This window comes from Mariprofundus sp. KV, assembly GCF_013387475.1.
Classification (GTDB): Bacteria; Pseudomonadota; Zetaproteobacteria; order Mariprofundales; family Mariprofundaceae; genus Mariprofundus.
The window spans coordinates 205,327-222,721 of record NZ_VWNB01000003.1 but is presented as its reverse complement, the minus strand read 5'-3'; the positions used below and the strand labels follow the sequence as shown (position 1 = coordinate 222,721).

The window sequence follows — 17,395 nt, the reverse complement described above, 5'->3', positions numbered from 1 at the left end:
AGTGTGCTTCATGGCCTGGGTTCTCCGCGCGGTAAATTTGCTGTCTCGACAACTACAAATGTACCACAAACGTTGGGAATTCAGGCCTACTTTCTTACTGCTAAATCTTTAACCGGACAGCAGTGATAAATTAATTTCACTTTTTTTCTAAAGTCGCTCTCTTCTGAACCGATGTATAACTGTGCAAGAACTCTAACAGGTAAGGTTCTTAGTATTTGATCAGGTAAGGAGTGGTTGTGGCACTTACTATTTTGCCATCGGATGGATTCATTACACGTCTGCTACAGCAGGCCCATCACACTGCGCCCAAAGTCCCGCCTGCCAGTAACCAGCAGGCGGCAAAACCCGATCAAATGTCTATATCCAATGAAGCCCGTCAGGCAACAGAGAGCCAGGGCAATCACCGTCTGGAATCCAAACTGATGGATCTCTACAACCAGAAAGGCAACGTTTAAACTTCAGTTACAGTTATGCAACCTGTCGACCGATCAGGGCTCAGGCAAGTTGTTTATTTATTTATGATTGATGAAAAGAGAAGCAGTTTTTGCCGCTGTTTTTCGCCTTGTACATGGCATTATCAGCAGCTGTAATCAGCCCATCGCGATTCATCCCATCCTCAGGATAGAGGGCAATGCCCATACTCAGTGTCACCTTGTACTGTGCATCGATATGCTCATAGGGGGCTGAGATTGCATAAAGCAGTTTCTGGGCAATATGCTCAATACTCTCACGGCTACTTACCTCATTAAGAATAATGGTGAATTCGTCACCACCCATACGGGCAACAGTATCGACTTCACGCACATTGGCCGCCAACCGGTGAGCCGCTTCAGCAAGCAGAATATCACCGGCTTTGTGGCCAAGGTTATCGTTTACAGCCTTGAAGCCGTCAAGATCAAGGAAGAGTACGGCAAAACCCTGTCTGTGACGTTTCGCCTGTGCCACCGACTGATCCAGTCGATCAAGAAACAGTGCTCTGTTGGCAAGGCCGGTCAGCTGATCAAAATGAGCCATCTGCACCAGCTTCTCTTCAGACTCCTTTCGTTCGGTGATATCGTGCACTACACCCTGCAGGTAGAGGTCATGATCATGATCGCGAACGGTGGCGGCAGCATCCTTCACCCAGATATCTCTGCCGGATTTTGAGTGAATACGATATTCGGAATGGAACGGCAGACCACTCTTCATACTCTCACGTACTTCAGAGAGCACCCTCTCCCGGTCATCTTCATGAATCTGTTGAGCCCACGTCTCCTGATTGGCAAGAAAATCATCCTGAGAGTATCCCAGAATATCCTCAACCTGAGGACTGACAAAAAGAATCCGGCTACGATCGAGTGTGGCAATGTAGGTGATGGCAGGAATCTGTTCGACCAGTGTGCGGTATGTTGCCACCGACTTCTCAAGATCCTCTTCAACCCTGCGGTTCTCTGAAAGCTGGATGCTGTTATCAATCGCCACGGACATCATCGATGCCAGGAGCTCCAGGTGGGCGCAATCCAGCGCATCAAACTGAACCTCGTTACCATCGAAAAGCAGCATGCAGGCAAGCAGATCATCCTCTTTGCCGATCACCGGAATGGCGATGAACTGCTCAGCCTGAGCCAGAACCGGTGCAATATTTTCATCAAAGGGCGATGGTTCATCACACTGACTGACTGCCAACACTTTACGGTGACTGATCAGATCATCGATCCAACCATTCTCCGAACCAAAGCGGCAAGCGTATGCTTTCCACGCCTGACCATCATAATATTCCGAAAAAGCCAATTTATCATCGAGAAGCAGACCGGTAGCAACAGCCGATGCATCGACCAGCTGCATGGCGGTTAATGATGCAACACGCATAATGGAGGGAATATCCAGAGAGACATGCATAAGGTTGCTGGCTTCAGCAAATAGGGTAACCAGCTCTGTATGGCTCAGTTGATGAGCATCTGCCATGCAATCCTCCCCTCTTCTATTTCCGCGTGCCAGCGTACCCCCACAATCAGAGCGAATCCAGCAAGTTATAGCACTTAAAGCAATTATTGTTCCAAAACGGATAATATGCGCAACGACTCGCCTATCCGGATGGCGAAATCTATTACAACTGAGGCAGGCCAACAGATTCAAAAGCAACCGGATATCCGCTCGGAGTCAGTCATAGCAAGGGAAATCGCGATACGAAAACCGCCTTATACGTAAAGGTGAAAAAAAAAGGTTAATCCATTTCAATTTTACGTCAGGTTTCGCCACATGAGCCGCGATGCCATCTACACCTCAGAGATCCACAACAATGGTTTCACCTTTGATGACAAGGTGGCCTCTGTGTTTGCCGATATGATCAATCGCTCCGTCCCCGGCTATGGGCAGACCCTGCAGATGGTCGAGCTGTTGGCTCATCAGTATGCACAGCAAGGCTCCAACCTCTATGATCTGGGCTGCTCTCTTGGTGCCGCCACCATGGCCCTGAGCCGTGGCGCCAGCGGCAAAGCGTGCAGCGTGATCGGGGTAGATAACTCCTCTGCCATGGTTGAACGCTGTCAGCAGCTGCTCAAAGATGAACCGGTAGAAATTCGTTGTCAGGACATTCTCGAAACTGAGATCGAAAACGGTTCGGTTGTGGTATTGAACTTTGTTCTCCAGTTCGTAGATAGCAATGAACGGCTGAACCTGTTGAGCAGGATCTGCCGGGGTTTAAGGCCCGGTGGCGTCCTGATCCTCTCTGAGAAGATCACCTTTGATGATACCGATGAGTCCCTGCGGCAGATTGCACTGCATGAAGCCTTTAAACGTGCACAGGGTTATTCGGATATGGAGATCAGCCGCAAACGCAGCGCACTGGAAAATGTGCTGGTTCCGGAGACGCTGAATACCCACCATGCCCGTCTGCAGCAGGCAGGCTTCTCCTTATCCCACACCTGGTTCCAGTGTTTTAACTTCGCCTCCATGATTGCCGTCAAATGAGAGCCTACAGAGATGCCGAAGGGGTGAAGCTGCAGGAGCAGCTGACTCACTCCTCGCTGGCTGCGTTTTCTCAGACACTGATGGCACTGCATGAGAAGGGTTGGCACAAAATACTTAAACACGGCGACCTGGGGCGCTGGCAAGGCGGTTTTGATGCGCTGCCCGATGTCACCCCCTCAGTAGTCGACCTTCATGCCTCAGCGGTCAAAATCGGCTGTGCGGCTGACACCGACATGAGCCATAGCGCGATTGAAACTGCTCTGAAGCAGATGCACCCGTGGCGCAAAGGGCCGTTTGAGATGTTCGGTGTTTATATCGATACCGAATGGCACTCCGACTGGAAATGGGATCGCCTGAAGCAGCACATCGCACCTCTGGCCGGGCGCACCATCCTTGATGTCGGTTGCGGCTCAGGCTATCACCTCTGGCGCATGCTGGCCGATGATGCAAAGCTGGTTATCGGCATCGACCCGACCCCGCTCTTCTCGATGCATTTTGCTACCATCAAGCGTTACGTCGCTGATGCTCCGGCATTTATTCTGCCTGTGGGCATCGAAGATATACCTGAGAAGATGCACTGCTTTGATACGGTCTTCTCCATGGGCATTCTCTATCACCGCAAATCGCCTATTGATCATCTGCTTGAACTGAAAGGGCTGCTCAATGATGGTGGTGAACTGGTACTCGATACGCTGGTGATCGAGGGTGATGAGTCGCAATGCCTGATGCCACACGGACGTTATGCCAAGATGCGCAATGTCTGGTTTATCCCCTCAGTCGCCATGCTTAAACTGTGGCTGAAGCGGGCCGGTTATAAAACGGTTCAGGTCATTGATATCAGTCCGACTACGGTTGAGGAGCAGCGGCCGACTGCATGGATGCAGTTCGAATCACTGCCCCACTTCCTTGATCCGCATGATTCAAGCCTCACTATAGAAGGTTATCCCGCCCCCATCCGTGCGGTTGTAACAGCAAAAAAGTGATTCATTAACCACCAAGGCACAGAGACACAAAGCAAAATCAGAATATTATATACTCCGTTAGCGATTACAGTGGAATCCGAATAAATAATATTATCAATCCCTTTCTTAGTGCCTTTGTGCCTTCGTGGTAAAAGTTTGTGCTTGGTTAAGGCAGTACTGAGACCCTGGTCATGACATCACCCTGACGGATATCGTCAACAGCCTGCATGCCCTCAATCACCTGACCGAAGATGGTGTACTGACCATCCAGATGCGGGGTGTCGCCATAGCAGATGTAGAACTGGCTACCGGCTGAATTCGGGTTGGCGGAGCGCGCCATGGCGAGTGTGCCGCGCACATGTTTACGCTCATTGAACTCGGCATCAATCTGATAACCGGGGCCGCCCATGCCATTACCATCAGGATCGCCGCCCTGAGCCATGAAACCGGCAATGACACGGTGGAAAGTAAGGCCGTCGTAAAAACCTTTACCAGCCAGAAACTTGAAGTTAGCGACATGATTCGGTGCCGAATCAGGGTAGAGCTCAATCAGAATATCACCCTTCTCTGTCTCCATTTTAATGTGATTTCCTTCCGGAATATCCTTATCACCTGCTTTCGGTGCTGATGCAAATAGTCCCACGCTACTCTCCTCCTCTTTTTTCTGGCTCTGGTCAGCATTGAACTGATTAAGAACAAGCAGTCCGACAAAGGCCAAGCCTAACATAATATAATTTCTCTTTTTTGTTTTTTCCAGATCCGCACTCACCGGTACTGCTCCTGTGCAGAGGGCAGAAGCCGGCCCGGATGCAGCACCATATGGTTAAGACCTGCCTTCATTGAACCTGTTCCCAGCAGCGTCTCACCTTCAAAAACAGCCACGTCCCGTTCATCCTCATCTTCACATGTCGACTTCAGTTGAATCCGCTGCCCCTGCAGAAACCGTTTCGCCTCAGAAGCTGAAATCTCCGTTCGTTCGAGGTTACGCAGCCATGATGCCAGAGGTAACAGACACTGTTGGCGCTGCTCGTGCAGCTGTTCAATGGTCACCATCAGTGCTTCAGGCCAGCCACCGGTTGATAACCGCCTGAGCTCAGTCACGCAGCCACCCATATGCAGAGTGACGCCAATATCGCGGGCCAGTGAACGGATATAGGCACCCTTGGAGCAGTGCACCTCCAGTGTCACCAGTGGAAATTCAAATGCGAGCAGCTGCAATTGATGAATGGTTACACGGCGTGACTTCATCTCTACCGCTTCACCCTTGCGCGCCATCTCATGGGCACGTTTGCCATCAATACGAATGGCTGAGTAGATCGGCGGTGTCTGATCAATCTCTCCGCAAAACTGAGGCAGTATATCCTGCAGCTCTGCCTCTGAGATGGTCTGATCAAAACGGGCAGTAACCTCCCCTTCGCGATCCAGGGTATCGCTCTGATAACTCAGATCAAAGGTGACACGGTAGGATTTATCCGCACTCAGTCCCAGTTCAGCATAACGCGTCGCTTCACCTAGCAGAATCGGCAGCATACCTGTCGCCAGTGGATCAAGTGTGCCGCCATGACCGGCTTTGATCCTCTTTTTGCCGGGCGGTGAGAAGAGGCGCATCACCTCATTGACCGCCTGACGCGAACTCCAACCCAGCGGCTTATCAAGGAAAACAATGCCTGAAACAGGTAGAACAGAGATCATGTAATCTTAAAAGGGTTAAGCGAGCAGCTCGCTGACTGCGGTCTGAACTCTGTCACGCACATCTTCAAAGTTGCCGCGTAACATACAACCAGCTGCATAGTGGTGACCACCACCACCCAGAGAGGCAGCCAGAGCACCAACATCAGCCTTGGTTTTGGCTCGGAAATTGACCTTCCAGCACTCAGGGCCGGACTCATCAATGCGCATCAACACTGCCACTTCAACGCCGTGAATACTGCGTCCATAATCGATCAGCCCTTCTGAATCTTCGACATCAGCACCGGTAGCATCATACATCTCCTGGTTGATAAACATCCAGGCAGAACGTCCCTCATCCCGAATCTCCAGTGTCTCAAGGCATGCTGAGAGAATATGCAGACCGGCAAGCGGACGACTCTCATAAACGCCCATACTGATCGGCCAGGGTTTGGCTCCGGCATCCACCAGATCGGCAGCCATGCGATAGACGCCGGCGGTGGTACTGGCAAGACGGAAACTTGCTGTATCTGTCAGTATAGAGGTATAGATAGCACTGGCACTGGCTACACTCAGTGGCTGACCCATGGCGATAAGAAGATCGAACACCATCGCACCGGTCGCACAGTAACGGCAATCAACAACATTATAATCACCATAGCACTGGTTGCTGGCATGGTGGTCGATATTGATCAGCGTGCGCCCTGCAAAAAAGCTATCAGGCAGACCCAGTCGACCACGCGAACCGCTATCAAGGCTGATAATCAGATCATCATGGTGGGCCTCTGGATAGGGCGCGCCACGTTCGATATTCCAGGCGTGTTCGAGAAATGTGTAGATGCGCGGGATGCCATCACGGTTAAACATGTGCACCTTTTTACCCATACGGGTAAAGGCATCATAGAGTGCCAGCTCAGAACCGATACCGTCGCCATCCGGATTACAGTGGGTGGTCAGGGTAATGGAGTCGGCCTTCTCAATCTGCTCAATGATCGGTTGCCACTGCGTATCAGAGAACAGTGGAGTTAACGGGAGAGTCAATCTGACGCCTCAAGTTTTTTCAACAGCATCAGCACATCGCCACTCTTTTCAAAAGCCGAATCCCATTTGAATCTGAGTTTAGGTATACGTCGTTTTGGCAGCGCACGCCTGAGTTCATGTTCAAAATGGGGCGTGATACGTTCAAGTGCCCTGATAACCGATTTCTGATCCTCTTCCTGGCTGCGAAACACCCAGACATCCACCATCTGGCGCCCCGGTGACTCAACACGGGTAATGGAGATGTTAAACAGCCTAGGATCGGCAACATCACGAAGCAGAAGTGTGGAGAGCAGACGCTGAATATCGGTCAGAAAGCGCTGCTGCGCAGGTGGCATATGTCTCATAACGCTTTACAGCGTAGCCGCTACTTCCTCAATGATATAAAACTCGAAGCGATCCCCGACCTTCACATCATTGAACTTCTCAATACTCATACCGCACTCGTAACCGCTCTTCACCTCTTTGACATCGTCTTTGAAGCGACGCAGAGAAGCGAGCATGCCATCGTAGATCATCACACCTTCGCGCAGTACGCGTACATGGGCACCACGAGTCACTATACCATCGGTCATGTAGCAACCGGCAACAGCGCCGATCTTCGGAGAGACAAAGACATCACGAACTTCAGCTTCACCGGTAACCTTCTCCACCTTATTCGGTGAAAGAACGCCGGCCATCGCGGCCTTAATCTCATCAATGGCTTCATAAATAATCTTGTAGAAACGGATATCTACGCCTTCAACTTCAGCCACTTTCTTGGCTTTGGCCTCAGGTCGGACATTAAAGCCGATAATGATGGCGTTAGCAGCAGATGCGAGCATCACATCAGATTCGGTGATACCACCGATTCCCTTGTGCACAACCTTCACCTTCACCTCATCGGTACCGGCCTTGGCCAGTGATTCAGCCATCGCTTCAACCGAACCGGTCACATCACCCTTGATCAGCACAGGAACTTCCTTGATGCCGCTCTGCAGATCAGCAAACAGCTCATCAAGGCTGGCGCGTTTCTTGGCTTCAGCACCCATCTCGCGCTCCCTGTCTTTACGGTAGCGAACAATATCACGTGCCTGTTTCTCACTCTCAACAGCAAAGATCTCCTGTCCGGCTTCCGGAACAGAGTCCAGGCCCAGCAGCTCAAACGGAATCGACGGGCCGGCAGTACGGTGCTGCACGGAGTTCTCATCAACAATCGCACGCAGGCGTCCTGTTGCAGAGCCAACCACCACGGTATCACCCTGTTTGAAGGTACCATTCTGAACCAGAACAGTAGCCACCGGGCCACGACCGCGATCCAGACGTGATTCAACCACGATACCCTTACCACGACGCTCGGGATTGGCTTTGAGTTCGAGAATTTCAGTCTGCAGTGCCAGATTCTCAAGCAGATCATCCAGGCCCTGACCGGTATGAGCTGAAACCGGTACAAACATGGTGTCTCCGCCCCACTCTTCTGGCAGCAGGTTATGTTCGGAGAGCTGACGCATCACCTTCTCAGGATCAGCCCCATCTTTATCCATCTTATTCACGGCAACAATAATCGGTACACCGGCTGCACGTGCATGGTTCAGTGCCTCAACGGTCTGCGGCATCACACCATCATCGGCTGCAACAACCAGTACAGCCACGTCGGTCATGCTGGCACCTCGTGCTCGCAATCCGGTAAATGCTTCATGACCAGGTGTATCGATGAACACAACGCGCTCACCGGTAGCCAGTTTCACCATGTAGGCACCGATATGCTGGGTAATGCCACCCGCTTCACCATCAGCCACATGCGCTTTGCGCAGGGCATCCAGAATCGAGGTTTTACCGTGATCCACGTGACCCATCACAACCACAACAGGCGGACGCGGCACCAGATCCTCTTCATTATCTTCAGAGGTATCCTCTACCAGCACATCTTCTACTGCAGCGGCATTGATAATCTTGGCGTTATGACCGAACTCTTCAACGATCAGTACAGCTGTTTCAGCATCGATCGCTTCATTCACAGTGGTAGGCATGCCCATCTCAAAGAGCTTGCGTACAACCTGAGCACTCTTGAACGCCATACGGCTGGCCAGTTCAGAAACCATAATCGGATCGGTCACCTCAACTGTACGTACCACAAAGGCTTCATCATCCTTGTTGACACCCAGATCACGTTTTCTGGAGCCACGAGCCAGACGCGCCTGACGATCCTGCTGTTCAGGTGTCAGTATCTCATGACGTTTGGAGGCGTAATCCCTGCGTGCAGCCTTCTCTGCAGGTGAGAGCCTGCGCTGTGGTCTTGCACCACCGGGGCCGCCGCGGCGGCGCTGAGCACCTGGTGGTGGCGGCGCTGTTGATGCATCAGGAGAGACGGCAACCGATGGTGTCCTGCGTGTAGCCGCCTGCTGTGCAGGCGACGCATTACGATCCGGACGATTCTGTGGCGCACTTCTGCGCTGCTGTGCACGATCATCTGAAATCTTCTTCTCAATCTGTTTGACCGAAGAGCTTGGCGCTTTCGATGCAGCGATCTGGGCAGGTGTCAAACCACGGCGAATGGTGGTACGCGGCCCTTTATGGGTCGGCTGGTTCGGCTGGGTGCCGGGACGATTCTGCGGACGCTCACCCGGACGTGCCTGCGGACGCTGCCCTTGCGGACGCTCACCCGGACGTGCCTGTGGACGCTGCCCCTGCGGACGCTCACCCGGACGTGCCTGTGGACGCTGTACCTGCGGACGCTCACCCGGACGTGCCTGTGGACGTTCAGCAGCAGGACGATTGACTGCAGGGGTTGCAGTTCTCGTCGCTGCTGTTGCCGCAGCGGCGCGCTGGGCTGGTGTAGGGCCGGTTCTCTTCACCGCACTGACCGGTGCGGCAGCAGGTGGTGTAGCGACAACAGGTTTTTTCACTTCAACTTTAACTTCAGCGCGTTTAGCTGCAGCGGCGGCAGCCTGTTCCTGGCTCTTTTTAATCTCATCGAGTTTCTTCTGCTCAACAGCTGCAGCGGCACGCTGAGCCGGAGCCAGAGGTTTACTCTCAACTGTCGGGGACTTGGCTGTATCAGCTGTTGGCCTTGATACTGCACCGGGCTTGGCAACCGGGGTATGGCGGCGACGCACCGCAACCTCAACAGTACGGCCACGCCCCTCTACCTGAGCGCCACTGCGCGACTGTCCGGCAACCATCGGGCGGTTCAGGGTAAGTGTTTTACCGCCACTCTTCTGGGCATCCGGCCTGGCTGCCTTTTTCATCGCAGCGCGAACCTTCGCCTGATCATCGGCATCCAGCGTACTGGTAGGTCCGCTCACCACGATGTTGCACTGTACGGCAACTCGTTGAATATCAGACGCTTCCACGTTGAGTTCTTTTGCCAGATCGAGAATACGTTTAGCCATGTTTACTACTTACCCTATTGCCTTTAGTTGTCCGTACCAGACACAAAACTGGTGCAGCTTCCTGACGTTCGTCGCCATCATGCCGGAAGTTGCCAGTGCTGCAACTGCGACATCCTCTCGCCCCAGCATCTCACCAAGCCACTGCTTGGATCCGACACGTAAGAGACGCGATGGATCTCCTGCCTGCTCTCGTTTTTCAACAGCCGATTCAATCTGCCGAACCACTGCATCACCTGCATCCGAAGCTATGAGCAATAGCAACGGCGCATTATTCCACAGACGATGCATTACTGCATCCCTGCCGATCTCTGTTTTTACCCGCAGCCGCGTAAACATCTGCAGCAACTGCTTGTGAAGGATGGTGTGCAAACGCTCCTTCAACAGCATCCACTGTGGAAAATCCACTGTGAACTTCGCCCGCAATGGCTGCAGGCGCTTGTCACTCATGCCCGACAGGCAGTCAGCCTGCATGCAGAGGTAAAACCCTCTACCCGGCAGCTTATGCAACAGATCAGGCCAAATCTGGCCTTCGTCATCGACAATCAATCTGAGCATATCCTGCCTGGGCAGACTGCTTCGACAGGCGACACAGCGCCTCTCTGAGCAATGATCCGACTTAGTCAAACCAGCCGGAAGCCTCACGAGCAGCGATAATCAGCGCATCAGCCTGTTCACGGCTTAGCCCCTCAATATCTTCAATCTCATCACCGGCCGCATCAGCCAGTGCATCAACAGTGATCATGTCACGGGCAGCAAGCTGCTCGGCAATTTCACGTGTCATTCCCGGCAGATCCAGCAGTGACACCTTGCTTTCACCCTCATCGGCACTCTGCAGCGCCTGATCCAGCAGCACATTACGAGCACGCTTCTGCAGCTCCTGCGCCACTTCGTCATCAAGTCCGGCAATGCCTGAGATATCCTCTACCGCACAGTAAGCCAGATCCTCAAGGCTGAAGAAGCCTTCATCCACCAGTACGGCAGCGAAATCTTCATCAACATCAAGCCCCTCCTGGAATACCAGCTTGGCACTTGCGATCTCTTCAGAGCGACGCTCTTTCTCTTCGCCCGCACTCATCAGCTCAATACCCCAGCCGGTCAGCTCGGAAGCCAGACGCACGTTCTGACCACGACGGCCAATGGCGATAGCCAGGTTCTCTTCACTTACAGCGACTTCGATGGTGTTGGTTGCTTCATCAACCAGTACACGCTCGATCTCTGCCGGAGCCAGTGCATTCACAACAAACACAGCCGGATCTTCAGTCCACTCGATAATATCGATCTTCTCACCATGCAGCTCATTCACAACTGCCTGCACACGAGCGCCGCGCATACCCACGCAGGCACCGACTGGATCAACAGCCGCATCGGTAGAGATCACAGCAATCTTACTGCGTGAGCCGGGATCACGAGCGATCGCCTGAATAGCAACCACACCATCTTCAATCTCAGGTACTTCCTGCTCAAACAGACGCAGCACCATGCCTGCATCAGAGCGGGAGATGAATACCAGCGGACCTTTTGTCTGGTTGCGCACTTCACGCAGATAGGCACGCACACGGTCGCCCTGTCGGAAGGTTTCACGCGGCAGCAGATCTTCGCGGTACATCACAGCTTCGCCACGACCCAGATCAACGTAGACATTGCCACGCTCAACACGTTTCACGATACCGGTGATCAACTCACCAACGCGCGGCTCATACTCAGCGATCACACGATCACGCTCAGCTTCACGAATCTTCTGGTTAATCACCTGCTTGGCGGTCTGGGCTGCAATGCGGCCCAGTTCAATCGGTGGCAGTGATTCACGGAACTCGGTGCCGATCTCGGCAGCAGGATCAATCGCCTGACCCTGTTCAAGGGTGAGGTGATTCTCCTCCTCTTCAAACTCTTCTTCTGTCACAACGGTACGAACGTGGAAGAGGCGAATTTCGCCTGTCATGCGGTCAATCTCCGCAACCACCTCTTTGCCCGGATAGGTTCTGCGCGCAGCGGTCTTCAGCGCCTGTTCCATCGCTTCAAGTACAAGCTCGCGCTCTACTGATTTTTCACGTGCGACTGCATCCGCAACTGCTAATATCTCTACATTCATGCTCGCATCTCACTCACTCACAATTCAGTCTTTATTTTCGACGGGAAACTTCTTTCCAGTTAATTGCCCGTACCACTTTGGTGATCTCGTTCAACAAGACCACCTCGTCATGTTTGTCCGATGGCCGTTTACCCTCAATCTGCAGGGTAAAACCATCACCCGACGCCAGGGGGCCGAGGTTTCTGCCCTCAACCGTTCTGCTATCGATAAAGTAGACCTTCACCCACTCACCGGCATAACGTTTGAAGTCAGCCATTGTCTCAAAGGCGTAATCCAGCCCCGGAGATGTTACCTCAAGGCGGTAGGCACCCGGAATCAGATCCTCGGCATCAAGCTGCAGCGCAAGTCCCCTGCTCACCCGTGCCAGTATATCGGAGTCCACACCACCGGTCTGGTCCACCATCACACGCAGCAACTGGTTACGACCACCACTACCCAAACTTATCTTGATAATATCAAGACCGAGCTCTTCGGTAATCGGCTCCAGCAACGCACGAATCACTTCTTCCAACGTTATACCCACCTTCAAGAAACAAAAAAAGCGGGCCGCGGCCCACTTTTAACGAGGCGAAGCATAGCCCCGTTCTTAAAGATTGCAATGATATTATAGTGATTGCAGAGCGGAGGAGCAGATTAAAACAGTAGAATTTTCAATCCGATCAGGATCAGCACAATGCCACCGAACAGCTCTGCCCGGCTCTCCAGCCATGTACCGCTGCGATAACCGACAAATACGCCGAGCCAGCTGAATGCGAAAGTGGTCACGGCGATGATCAGACAAGCCAGCAGCGCATCAACCTCGAGCAGTGTCAGCGAGAAACCAGCAGCCATGGCATCGATACTGGTGGCGATGGCCAGCATCAGCATCACCCGGTTGCTGGTTGAGGTAATCTCCTCCTCAACCCCTTCGCAGAAGGACTCATAGATCATCTTGCCGCCAATCAGCAGCAGCAGGCCAAAAGCGATCCAGGCAGCATAACCCTCTATCCAGCCCAGCACACCCTTGCCGCCGAGATAGCCGATCAGCGGCATAAGCCCCTGAAACAGGCCGAACCAGATGCCCGCCTTAAGCGCCAGTGAAGAGAGCTTCCGCTTCTCCTCTTTTGAGCCTAAGCCGATGGAGACCGCAAATGCATCCATGGACAGTGCAACGGCCAGAAACAGAACTTCAATCAAGGAGAGTCTCCCGAAAACAAGATGGCCGCATTCTGCCTATGGAAGCTGAATTGAACAGGTTAAAACAACCGGGCCCGCCACTTAATCTATTGATAATAGCTTGAACTTCTTATTTTATTCTGCTGTTTTATAACGTTTTTTTTTAATACCGAGTACAATCGCCATAAAAAAAAGGTGTGGCACTCATCATAAGTACCACACCCGATGACAGAAGCATCTCGGTTATTACTTACTGCTAACCTCAATCGCATCCCTGATTGATTCCAGCCTCTTTACACCAACACCCTTGACGTTGGTTAACTCATCGACAGATTTAAACGATCCATGTTCGTTTCGGTACGCCTCAATGGCTGCCGCTGTGGCAGGGCCAATCCCTGGTAACGCCTGCAGCTGCTCCACTGTTGCTGTATTCAAATTGATGCGATCGCCAGCAGAAGCCGGGCCTGCAATCATGAACAGAGCAACAAACAGAGACAGCAGAAGATGTTTTATTTTCATATCTATCCTCCTGTTTCTTTCTGTTGCCGGACAATCCTGTTCCAGACAATGAGTTATTATTATAGCAAACAGTATCCGGATTGTAATAGTGGTTTATTGCCTGATAAGTGAGAGCGAGGGTACCCCTTGCAGAACCAACGCCGGTGAGACCAGTGAGGTAGATACGTGAACCCTGAAAACCTGAGTGCCGAAGCGCTGCGCATCTTCAACAATCTTCCCTCTGAACTACAGCAGGAGGCTCTGCAGCTGTGTGAACTGCACTCGGAAGATGAAGCGGTCTACCTTACCGCCCTGCGCAACATGGATGAGCGCGAGAAGCGCAAATTCCTCTTTCGCTTAAGCAGGATAAAACACGGGCTTTAATAACCTCATCTGCAGCCCACATATGCCTTGCCACCACGGCCAACAGCAGCGAAGAGAGATTGACTATTGCACAACCACGCAGCCTGATTCATAGTCTCCTACTGGATTAACAAAAGGCTATAACTACCTGATAAACTGTGCAAATTAAGATCACGCTACACATGCACGGTGAGTCACAAGGGAGTGTGGAGGGAGCAGATGGAAAACACAGAATATGGTGCAGATCTTCATGATACCTCCGTCACATCAACTCCATCACCGCTTACCTCCAGGCGTTATTCCGACAGCCAGATCGAGATGCGGGCCACGCAACTTCTGAGAGAGCTGTGGCAAAACAGAGAGCAGATGTGGGGCTGGAGTCCAACGGATCCGACCATCGTCATTGATCCGGCTAAGGGGCTGGAGCTGCTGGGTTATGACTTCTTTCTCGAAGAGGAGTTGAGCACATACTACTCCGACCGGGGGGATGTTCAGGTTGCCGGCGTCATCGACAGGGAGAGCAGGCGCGTTCACCTCTCCAAACGCTTTCCAATGAGTGTACTCTCCTTCACCGCCGCCCATGAGCTGGGCCATGCCCTGCTGCATGAGAGCAGTGAGCCGCTGCATCGTGACAGGCCACTGAACGGAGAATCAATCTCAAGAGATCCGATAGAGCGGGAGGCAGACAAGTTCGCCACCTTCTTCCTGATGCCTGCCAGGCTGGTTAAAGCTCGCTTTGTTGAGCTCTTTGGCACTGAAAGCTTCGCCTTAACTGAAGATAGCGCTTTTGCACTGACCTGTGACTCCTTAACAAAAGCAAAGAAAACACTCAAAACACGGCGCGATATCGCCCGCCTTCTTGCCGGCAGCAAAAGTTATGGCGGGCGTAATGTCTATTCACTGGCAGATCAGTTCCGTGTCTCTGTTGAAGCGATGGCTATTCGCCTTGAGGAGTTATCCCTGATTCGGGAGCCCATAAGTTAAAGATTCCACCCCGGTAACATGAGCTCATGGGCGATTCCTCTTCGCAAGGATAGCCGAGGTAGCCCCATTTTCCGGCTGACACTGTTCGACTGTCCCCTCTCTGAAAACACTCCCTTCACCCCAAATTCAGCCAATAGCGACTGCCTTTCAGACTGCCCGTACGGATAAAGGCCCCCAACTCCAACAGCTGATTCAAATCACGCGTCGCAGTTGCCCGGGATGTGCCTGTGATGCTGATATAGTTCTCGGCAGAGAGACCACCTTTAAAACCATCAACCCCTTCCCTGAAGATACGTTCAATCACCTTCTTCTGTCGCAGATTTAACTGCCCGGTTATTGACTCATACAGCCTTGTTTTAGCCAACAGGAAAGTAACCACGCTTTGCGAATAACGATTTGCAGAAAGAGTGGTTTGCGCAAAATAGTGCAGCCAGGATGTAACCTGCATATGCTTATTGTGCAGCTCCAACTGCCTGTAATACTCCTTTTTATGACGCTCTATAACCTGTGATAGCGCAATCAGCGCTGGCTGACCAAGGCTCTGTGCCAATGCCTTTTCTGCCAGAGCCCTCCCGATACGCCCATTACCATCTTCAAAGGGGTGAATAGTCACAAAATAGAGATGGGTCAGACCAGCACGCAGCAGAGCAGCCATTGGCCTGTTACCACTGGCTGAGGTGTTGTTGAACCATGTTACAAAGCGATCCATCTCAGCATATACCATAGCTGATGGTGGAGCTTCAAAATGAACCCTGGGATTGTGAATTGATCCGGAAATCACCTGCATTGGCTCTTCGCCCTTTCGATAGCATCCGACATCATGCAGATCGGCTCGCCCCGACATAAGTTCACGGTGCCACTTAAACAGCGTTGCATGACTAAGCGGCTCGTTAAAGTCGTGATAGAGGGAGATCATCATCTGAGCAATCCCCTGTTCAGCAGGAGGAACACGGCGATGATCCGTAGCCAATCCAAAATTTCGGCGAATTGATGACTGGAGGCTATCACGATTAAGTATCTCGCCTTCAATAGCTGAACTTTTCAACGCTTCATCACTGATAAGGTCTACAATGAGCTCCATTTTATCAGCTTGATTAAAATGCGAGTATGCACCCAGAAGCATTCCCGACTCACGCAGAAACCTCTGCTCCAGTTCATGAAGAGCAGCAGCATCATAGCTGAACTCAGGCCACTCTTTCCGTTGCCAATTCCATATCATGAGGCATAAAGTAGGTATTTATAGCTCACAATACAATGATTTATGAGCTATAAACAGGCCGGATATAACTCATAAACCGATGACCATACGTTAGAGAAAGACCTTAACTGTTTGTTTTATGTGGTTTTATATAGCATGTAATGATGATCTTACAGGCATGCTTACTTCGCTGAGATGATCTCTCAGCTCTCCGGCACCTCTTTTACAACGACATGTTTGGCACCACAGACAGAGCAGTGGAATCGATCTGCCTCTTTGGCAAGCGCCTCAACAGATTCAAACGGCGTTCGCGGCAGTATCTTCGCAATATCTTGCTGGTAATCGCAGCTCTCACAATAAAGAAAAAACGTAGATTGATTATCTGGCATCTTCTACTCCAAAAGGATCAAGCGAGTCACAAATCAGCACGACAGCTGATTTGGACGTGCCACACGCACGCCCGAAGGGTGAGGTCCATGGAAGGACCGAATCACCATCAGGGCTATAGGTTCCAAGCCATGTACCATTTTTGATCATCTCATTGGACCATTGAACCGTAATAAACTCTGGCTCATCGTGGCTTTCATATCTGATTTCCATAGGCCGATGACTATAATGCTTTTGACAAACTTTCTAAGCAATAAATAGAGAGCTTTCATCTGTTGCAACAACAGTAGAGCTATCCCCTACCGCTTTGATTCAACATTCGAGGCCTGACCAGCCCCTGAAGCCCTGCTAAGGTTGCAGGCTCACAGGAGCTGGCATTGGAAGAGAGACCGATCAAACATATTTGTGACGCCATTGAGGTGGCACATGCGAAGATTCAGGCCGATTTCGATCATATCAATCCCGTTGTCGGATTGATCAACCGGATGCGCGAACACGGCATTCCGGCGGATCTGATGACCATCGATTGCCTGAAGAGCGGCAAGCGCATCCTGGTGATGGTGCATGACAGCCAGCCGGAGCTCGCCAACTACCAGTTCTGCCGCCGTGATGAAGACCCCAGTGATGAATTTGAGAGTATTGCGATAGAGAGCCTAACCGCCCAAAAGCTCTATGACTGGATGAAGGAAACCTTTTCAACAGCAGATTCAGAGGAAGCCATTTAAAGGCTAGC

Annotated in this window: 19 protein-coding genes; 6 read left to right on the top strand and 13 right to left on the bottom strand. The window is 51.9% G+C overall.

From position 1 onward, the window contains the following. Window positions 1–236 precede the first annotated feature (236 nt). Complete coding sequence (locus tag F3F93_RS03880; protein ID WP_176957841.1) at window positions 237–455, top strand: hypothetical protein; 219 nt, start codon at window positions 237–239, stop codon at window positions 453–455. Window positions 456–516: 61 nt separating this feature from the next. Here F3F93_RS03880 and F3F93_RS03875 read toward each other — a convergent pair whose 3' ends face one another. Then, window positions 517–1,944 (bottom strand): diguanylate cyclase, encoded by a 1,428-nt coding sequence (locus F3F93_RS03875; RefSeq protein ID WP_176957840.1) that lies wholly within the window; start codon window positions 1,942–1,944, stop codon window positions 517–519. A gap of 294 nt (window positions 1,945–2,238) precedes the next feature. On the opposite strand from F3F93_RS03875, the gene cmoA reads away from it, so the two are divergent. Both cmoA and cmoB read left to right on the top strand, forming a co-directional pair. After that, window positions 2,239–2,949, top strand: a complete 711-nt coding sequence (gene cmoA, locus F3F93_RS03870) for a carboxy-S-adenosyl-L-methionine synthase CmoA (RefSeq protein ID WP_176957839.1) — start codon at window positions 2,239–2,241, stop codon at window positions 2,947–2,949. Beyond that, window positions 2,946–3,932 (top strand): tRNA 5-methoxyuridine(34)/uridine 5-oxyacetic acid(34) synthase CmoB, encoded by a 987-nt coding sequence (gene cmoB / locus F3F93_RS03865; RefSeq protein ID WP_176957838.1) that lies wholly within the window; start codon window positions 2,946–2,948, stop codon window positions 3,930–3,932. The genes cmoA and cmoB overlap by 4 nt, the downstream gene beginning before the upstream one ends. Window positions 3,933–4,077: 145 nt before the next feature. On the opposite strand, the gene F3F93_RS03860 is transcribed toward cmoB, so the two are convergent. The 10 genes from F3F93_RS03860 to F3F93_RS03815 form a co-directional block, all read right to left on the bottom strand. Then, on the bottom strand, window positions 4,078–4,638 hold the full coding sequence (locus F3F93_RS03860; protein WP_176957837.1) for a peptidylprolyl isomerase: 561 nt from the start codon (window positions 4,636–4,638) through the stop codon (window positions 4,078–4,080). A gap of 38 nt (window positions 4,639–4,676) precedes the next feature. Further along, window positions 4,677–5,603 carry a tRNA pseudouridine(55) synthase TruB gene (gene truB / locus F3F93_RS03855; RefSeq protein ID WP_176957836.1) on the bottom strand — a complete coding sequence of 309 codons (927 nt, stop codon included), beginning with the start codon at window positions 5,601–5,603 and terminating at the stop codon, window positions 4,677–4,679. Window positions 5,604–5,618: 15 nt separating this feature from the next. After that, window positions 5,619–6,620 carry a DHH family phosphoesterase gene (locus tag F3F93_RS03850; protein WP_176957835.1) on the bottom strand — a complete coding sequence of 334 codons (1,002 nt, stop codon included), beginning with the start codon at window positions 6,618–6,620 and terminating at the stop codon, window positions 5,619–5,621. Beyond that, window positions 6,617–6,964 (bottom strand): ribosome-binding factor A, encoded by a 348-nt coding sequence (locus F3F93_RS03845; protein ID WP_176957834.1) that lies wholly within the window; start codon window positions 6,962–6,964, stop codon window positions 6,617–6,619. The genes F3F93_RS03850 and F3F93_RS03845 overlap by 4 nt, the downstream gene beginning before the upstream one ends. A 6-nt stretch (window positions 6,965–6,970) precedes the next feature. After that, complete coding sequence (infB, locus tag F3F93_RS03840; protein ID WP_176957833.1) at window positions 6,971–9,988, bottom strand: translation initiation factor IF-2; 3,018 nt, start codon at window positions 9,986–9,988, stop codon at window positions 6,971–6,973. A 9-nt stretch (window positions 9,989–9,997) separates the two neighbouring features. Next, complete coding sequence (locus F3F93_RS03835; RefSeq protein WP_347239186.1) at window positions 9,998–10,630, bottom strand: DUF448 domain-containing protein; 633 nt, start codon at window positions 10,628–10,630, stop codon at window positions 9,998–10,000. After that, entirely contained in the window at window positions 10,605–12,077 is a 1,473-nt protein-coding gene (nusA, locus tag F3F93_RS03830; RefSeq protein ID WP_176957831.1) for a transcription termination factor NusA, read from the bottom strand. Before nusA ends, F3F93_RS03835 begins: the two co-directional genes overlap by 26 nt. 31 nt (window positions 12,078–12,108) lie before the next feature. Beyond that, window positions 12,109–12,579 carry a ribosome assembly cofactor RimP gene (locus F3F93_RS03825; RefSeq protein ID WP_347239191.1) on the bottom strand — a complete coding sequence of 157 codons (471 nt, stop codon included), beginning with the start codon at window positions 12,577–12,579 and terminating at the stop codon, window positions 12,109–12,111. A gap of 131 nt (window positions 12,580–12,710) precedes the next feature. After that, window positions 12,711–13,253 carry a manganese efflux pump MntP family protein gene (locus tag F3F93_RS03820; protein ID WP_176957829.1) on the bottom strand — a complete coding sequence of 181 codons (543 nt, stop codon included), beginning with the start codon at window positions 13,251–13,253 and terminating at the stop codon, window positions 12,711–12,713. A gap of 225 nt (window positions 13,254–13,478) precedes the next feature. Then, complete coding sequence (locus tag F3F93_RS03815; RefSeq protein ID WP_176957828.1) at window positions 13,479–13,751, bottom strand: ComEA family DNA-binding protein; 273 nt, start codon at window positions 13,749–13,751, stop codon at window positions 13,479–13,481. Between the two features lie 165 nt (window positions 13,752–13,916). Here F3F93_RS03815 and F3F93_RS03810 point away from each other — a divergent pair, with 165 nt between their 5' ends. Together F3F93_RS03810 and F3F93_RS03805 are read left to right on the top strand one after the other, a co-directional pair. After that, a complete protein-coding gene (locus F3F93_RS03810) occupies window positions 13,917–14,114 on the top strand; it encodes a hypothetical protein (RefSeq protein ID WP_347239185.1) in 198 nt (65 codons plus the stop codon). A gap of 198 nt (window positions 14,115–14,312) precedes the next feature. Continuing rightward, entirely contained in the window at window positions 14,313–15,077 is a 765-nt protein-coding gene (locus tag F3F93_RS03805) for an ImmA/IrrE family metallo-endopeptidase (RefSeq protein WP_176957827.1), read from the top strand. 115 nt (window positions 15,078–15,192) lie between these two features. Here F3F93_RS03805 and F3F93_RS03800 read toward each other — a convergent pair whose 3' ends face one another. Continuing rightward, complete coding sequence (locus tag F3F93_RS03800; RefSeq protein WP_176957826.1) at window positions 15,193–16,296, bottom strand: Fic family protein; 1,104 nt, start codon at window positions 16,294–16,296, stop codon at window positions 15,193–15,195. Between the two features lie 182 nt (window positions 16,297–16,478). Further along, on the bottom strand, window positions 16,479–16,664 hold the full coding sequence (locus tag F3F93_RS03795; protein ID WP_176957825.1) for a hypothetical protein: 186 nt from the start codon (window positions 16,662–16,664) through the stop codon (window positions 16,479–16,481). Window positions 16,665–17,039: 375 nt separating this feature from the next. Here F3F93_RS03795 and F3F93_RS03790 point away from each other — a divergent pair, with 375 nt between their 5' ends. Next, window positions 17,040–17,387 carry a hypothetical protein gene (locus F3F93_RS03790; RefSeq protein WP_176957824.1) on the top strand — a complete coding sequence of 116 codons (348 nt, stop codon included), beginning with the start codon at window positions 17,040–17,042 and terminating at the stop codon, window positions 17,385–17,387. Window positions 17,388–17,395: the final 8 nt, after the last annotated feature.

Bases quoted from the DNA above. Each gene is read 5' to 3' on its own strand.
- F3F93_RS03795 (WP_176957825.1), bottom strand. From the start codon at position 16,664: ATGCCAGATAATCAATCTACGTTTTTTCTTTATTGTGAGAGCTGCGAT.
- nusA (WP_176957831.1), bottom strand. From the start codon at position 12,077: ATGAATGTAGAGATATTAGCAGTTGCGGATGCAGTCGCACGTGAAAAA.
- F3F93_RS03815 (WP_176957828.1), bottom strand. From the start codon at position 13,751: ATGAAAATAAAACATCTTCTGCTGTCTCTGTTTGTTGCTCTGTTCATG.
- truB (WP_176957836.1), bottom strand. From the start codon at position 5,603: ATGATCTCTGTTCTACCTGTTTCAGGCATTGTTTTCCTTGATAAGCCG.
- F3F93_RS03805 (WP_176957827.1), top strand. From the start codon at position 14,313: ATGGAAAACACAGAATATGGTGCAGATCTTCATGATACCTCCGTCACA.
- F3F93_RS03800 (WP_176957826.1), bottom strand. From the start codon at position 16,296: ATGATATGGAATTGGCAACGGAAAGAGTGGCCTGAGTTCAGCTATGAT.
- F3F93_RS03845 (WP_176957834.1), bottom strand. From the start codon at position 6,964: ATGAGACATATGCCACCTGCGCAGCAGCGCTTTCTGACCGATATTCAG.
- cmoB (WP_176957838.1), top strand. From the start codon at position 2,946: ATGAGAGCCTACAGAGATGCCGAAGGGGTGAAGCTGCAGGAGCAGCTG.
- F3F93_RS03860 (WP_176957837.1), bottom strand. From the start codon at position 4,638: ATGTTAGGCTTGGCCTTTGTCGGACTGCTTGTTCTTAATCAGTTCAAT.
- cmoA (WP_176957839.1), top strand. From the start codon at position 2,239: ATGAGCCGCGATGCCATCTACACCTCAGAGATCCACAACAATGGTTTC.
- infB (WP_176957833.1), bottom strand. From the start codon at position 9,988: ATGGCTAAACGTATTCTCGATCTGGCAAAAGAACTCAACGTGGAAGCG.
- F3F93_RS03875 (WP_176957840.1), bottom strand. From the start codon at position 1,944: ATGGCAGATGCTCATCAACTGAGCCATACAGAGCTGGTTACCCTATTT.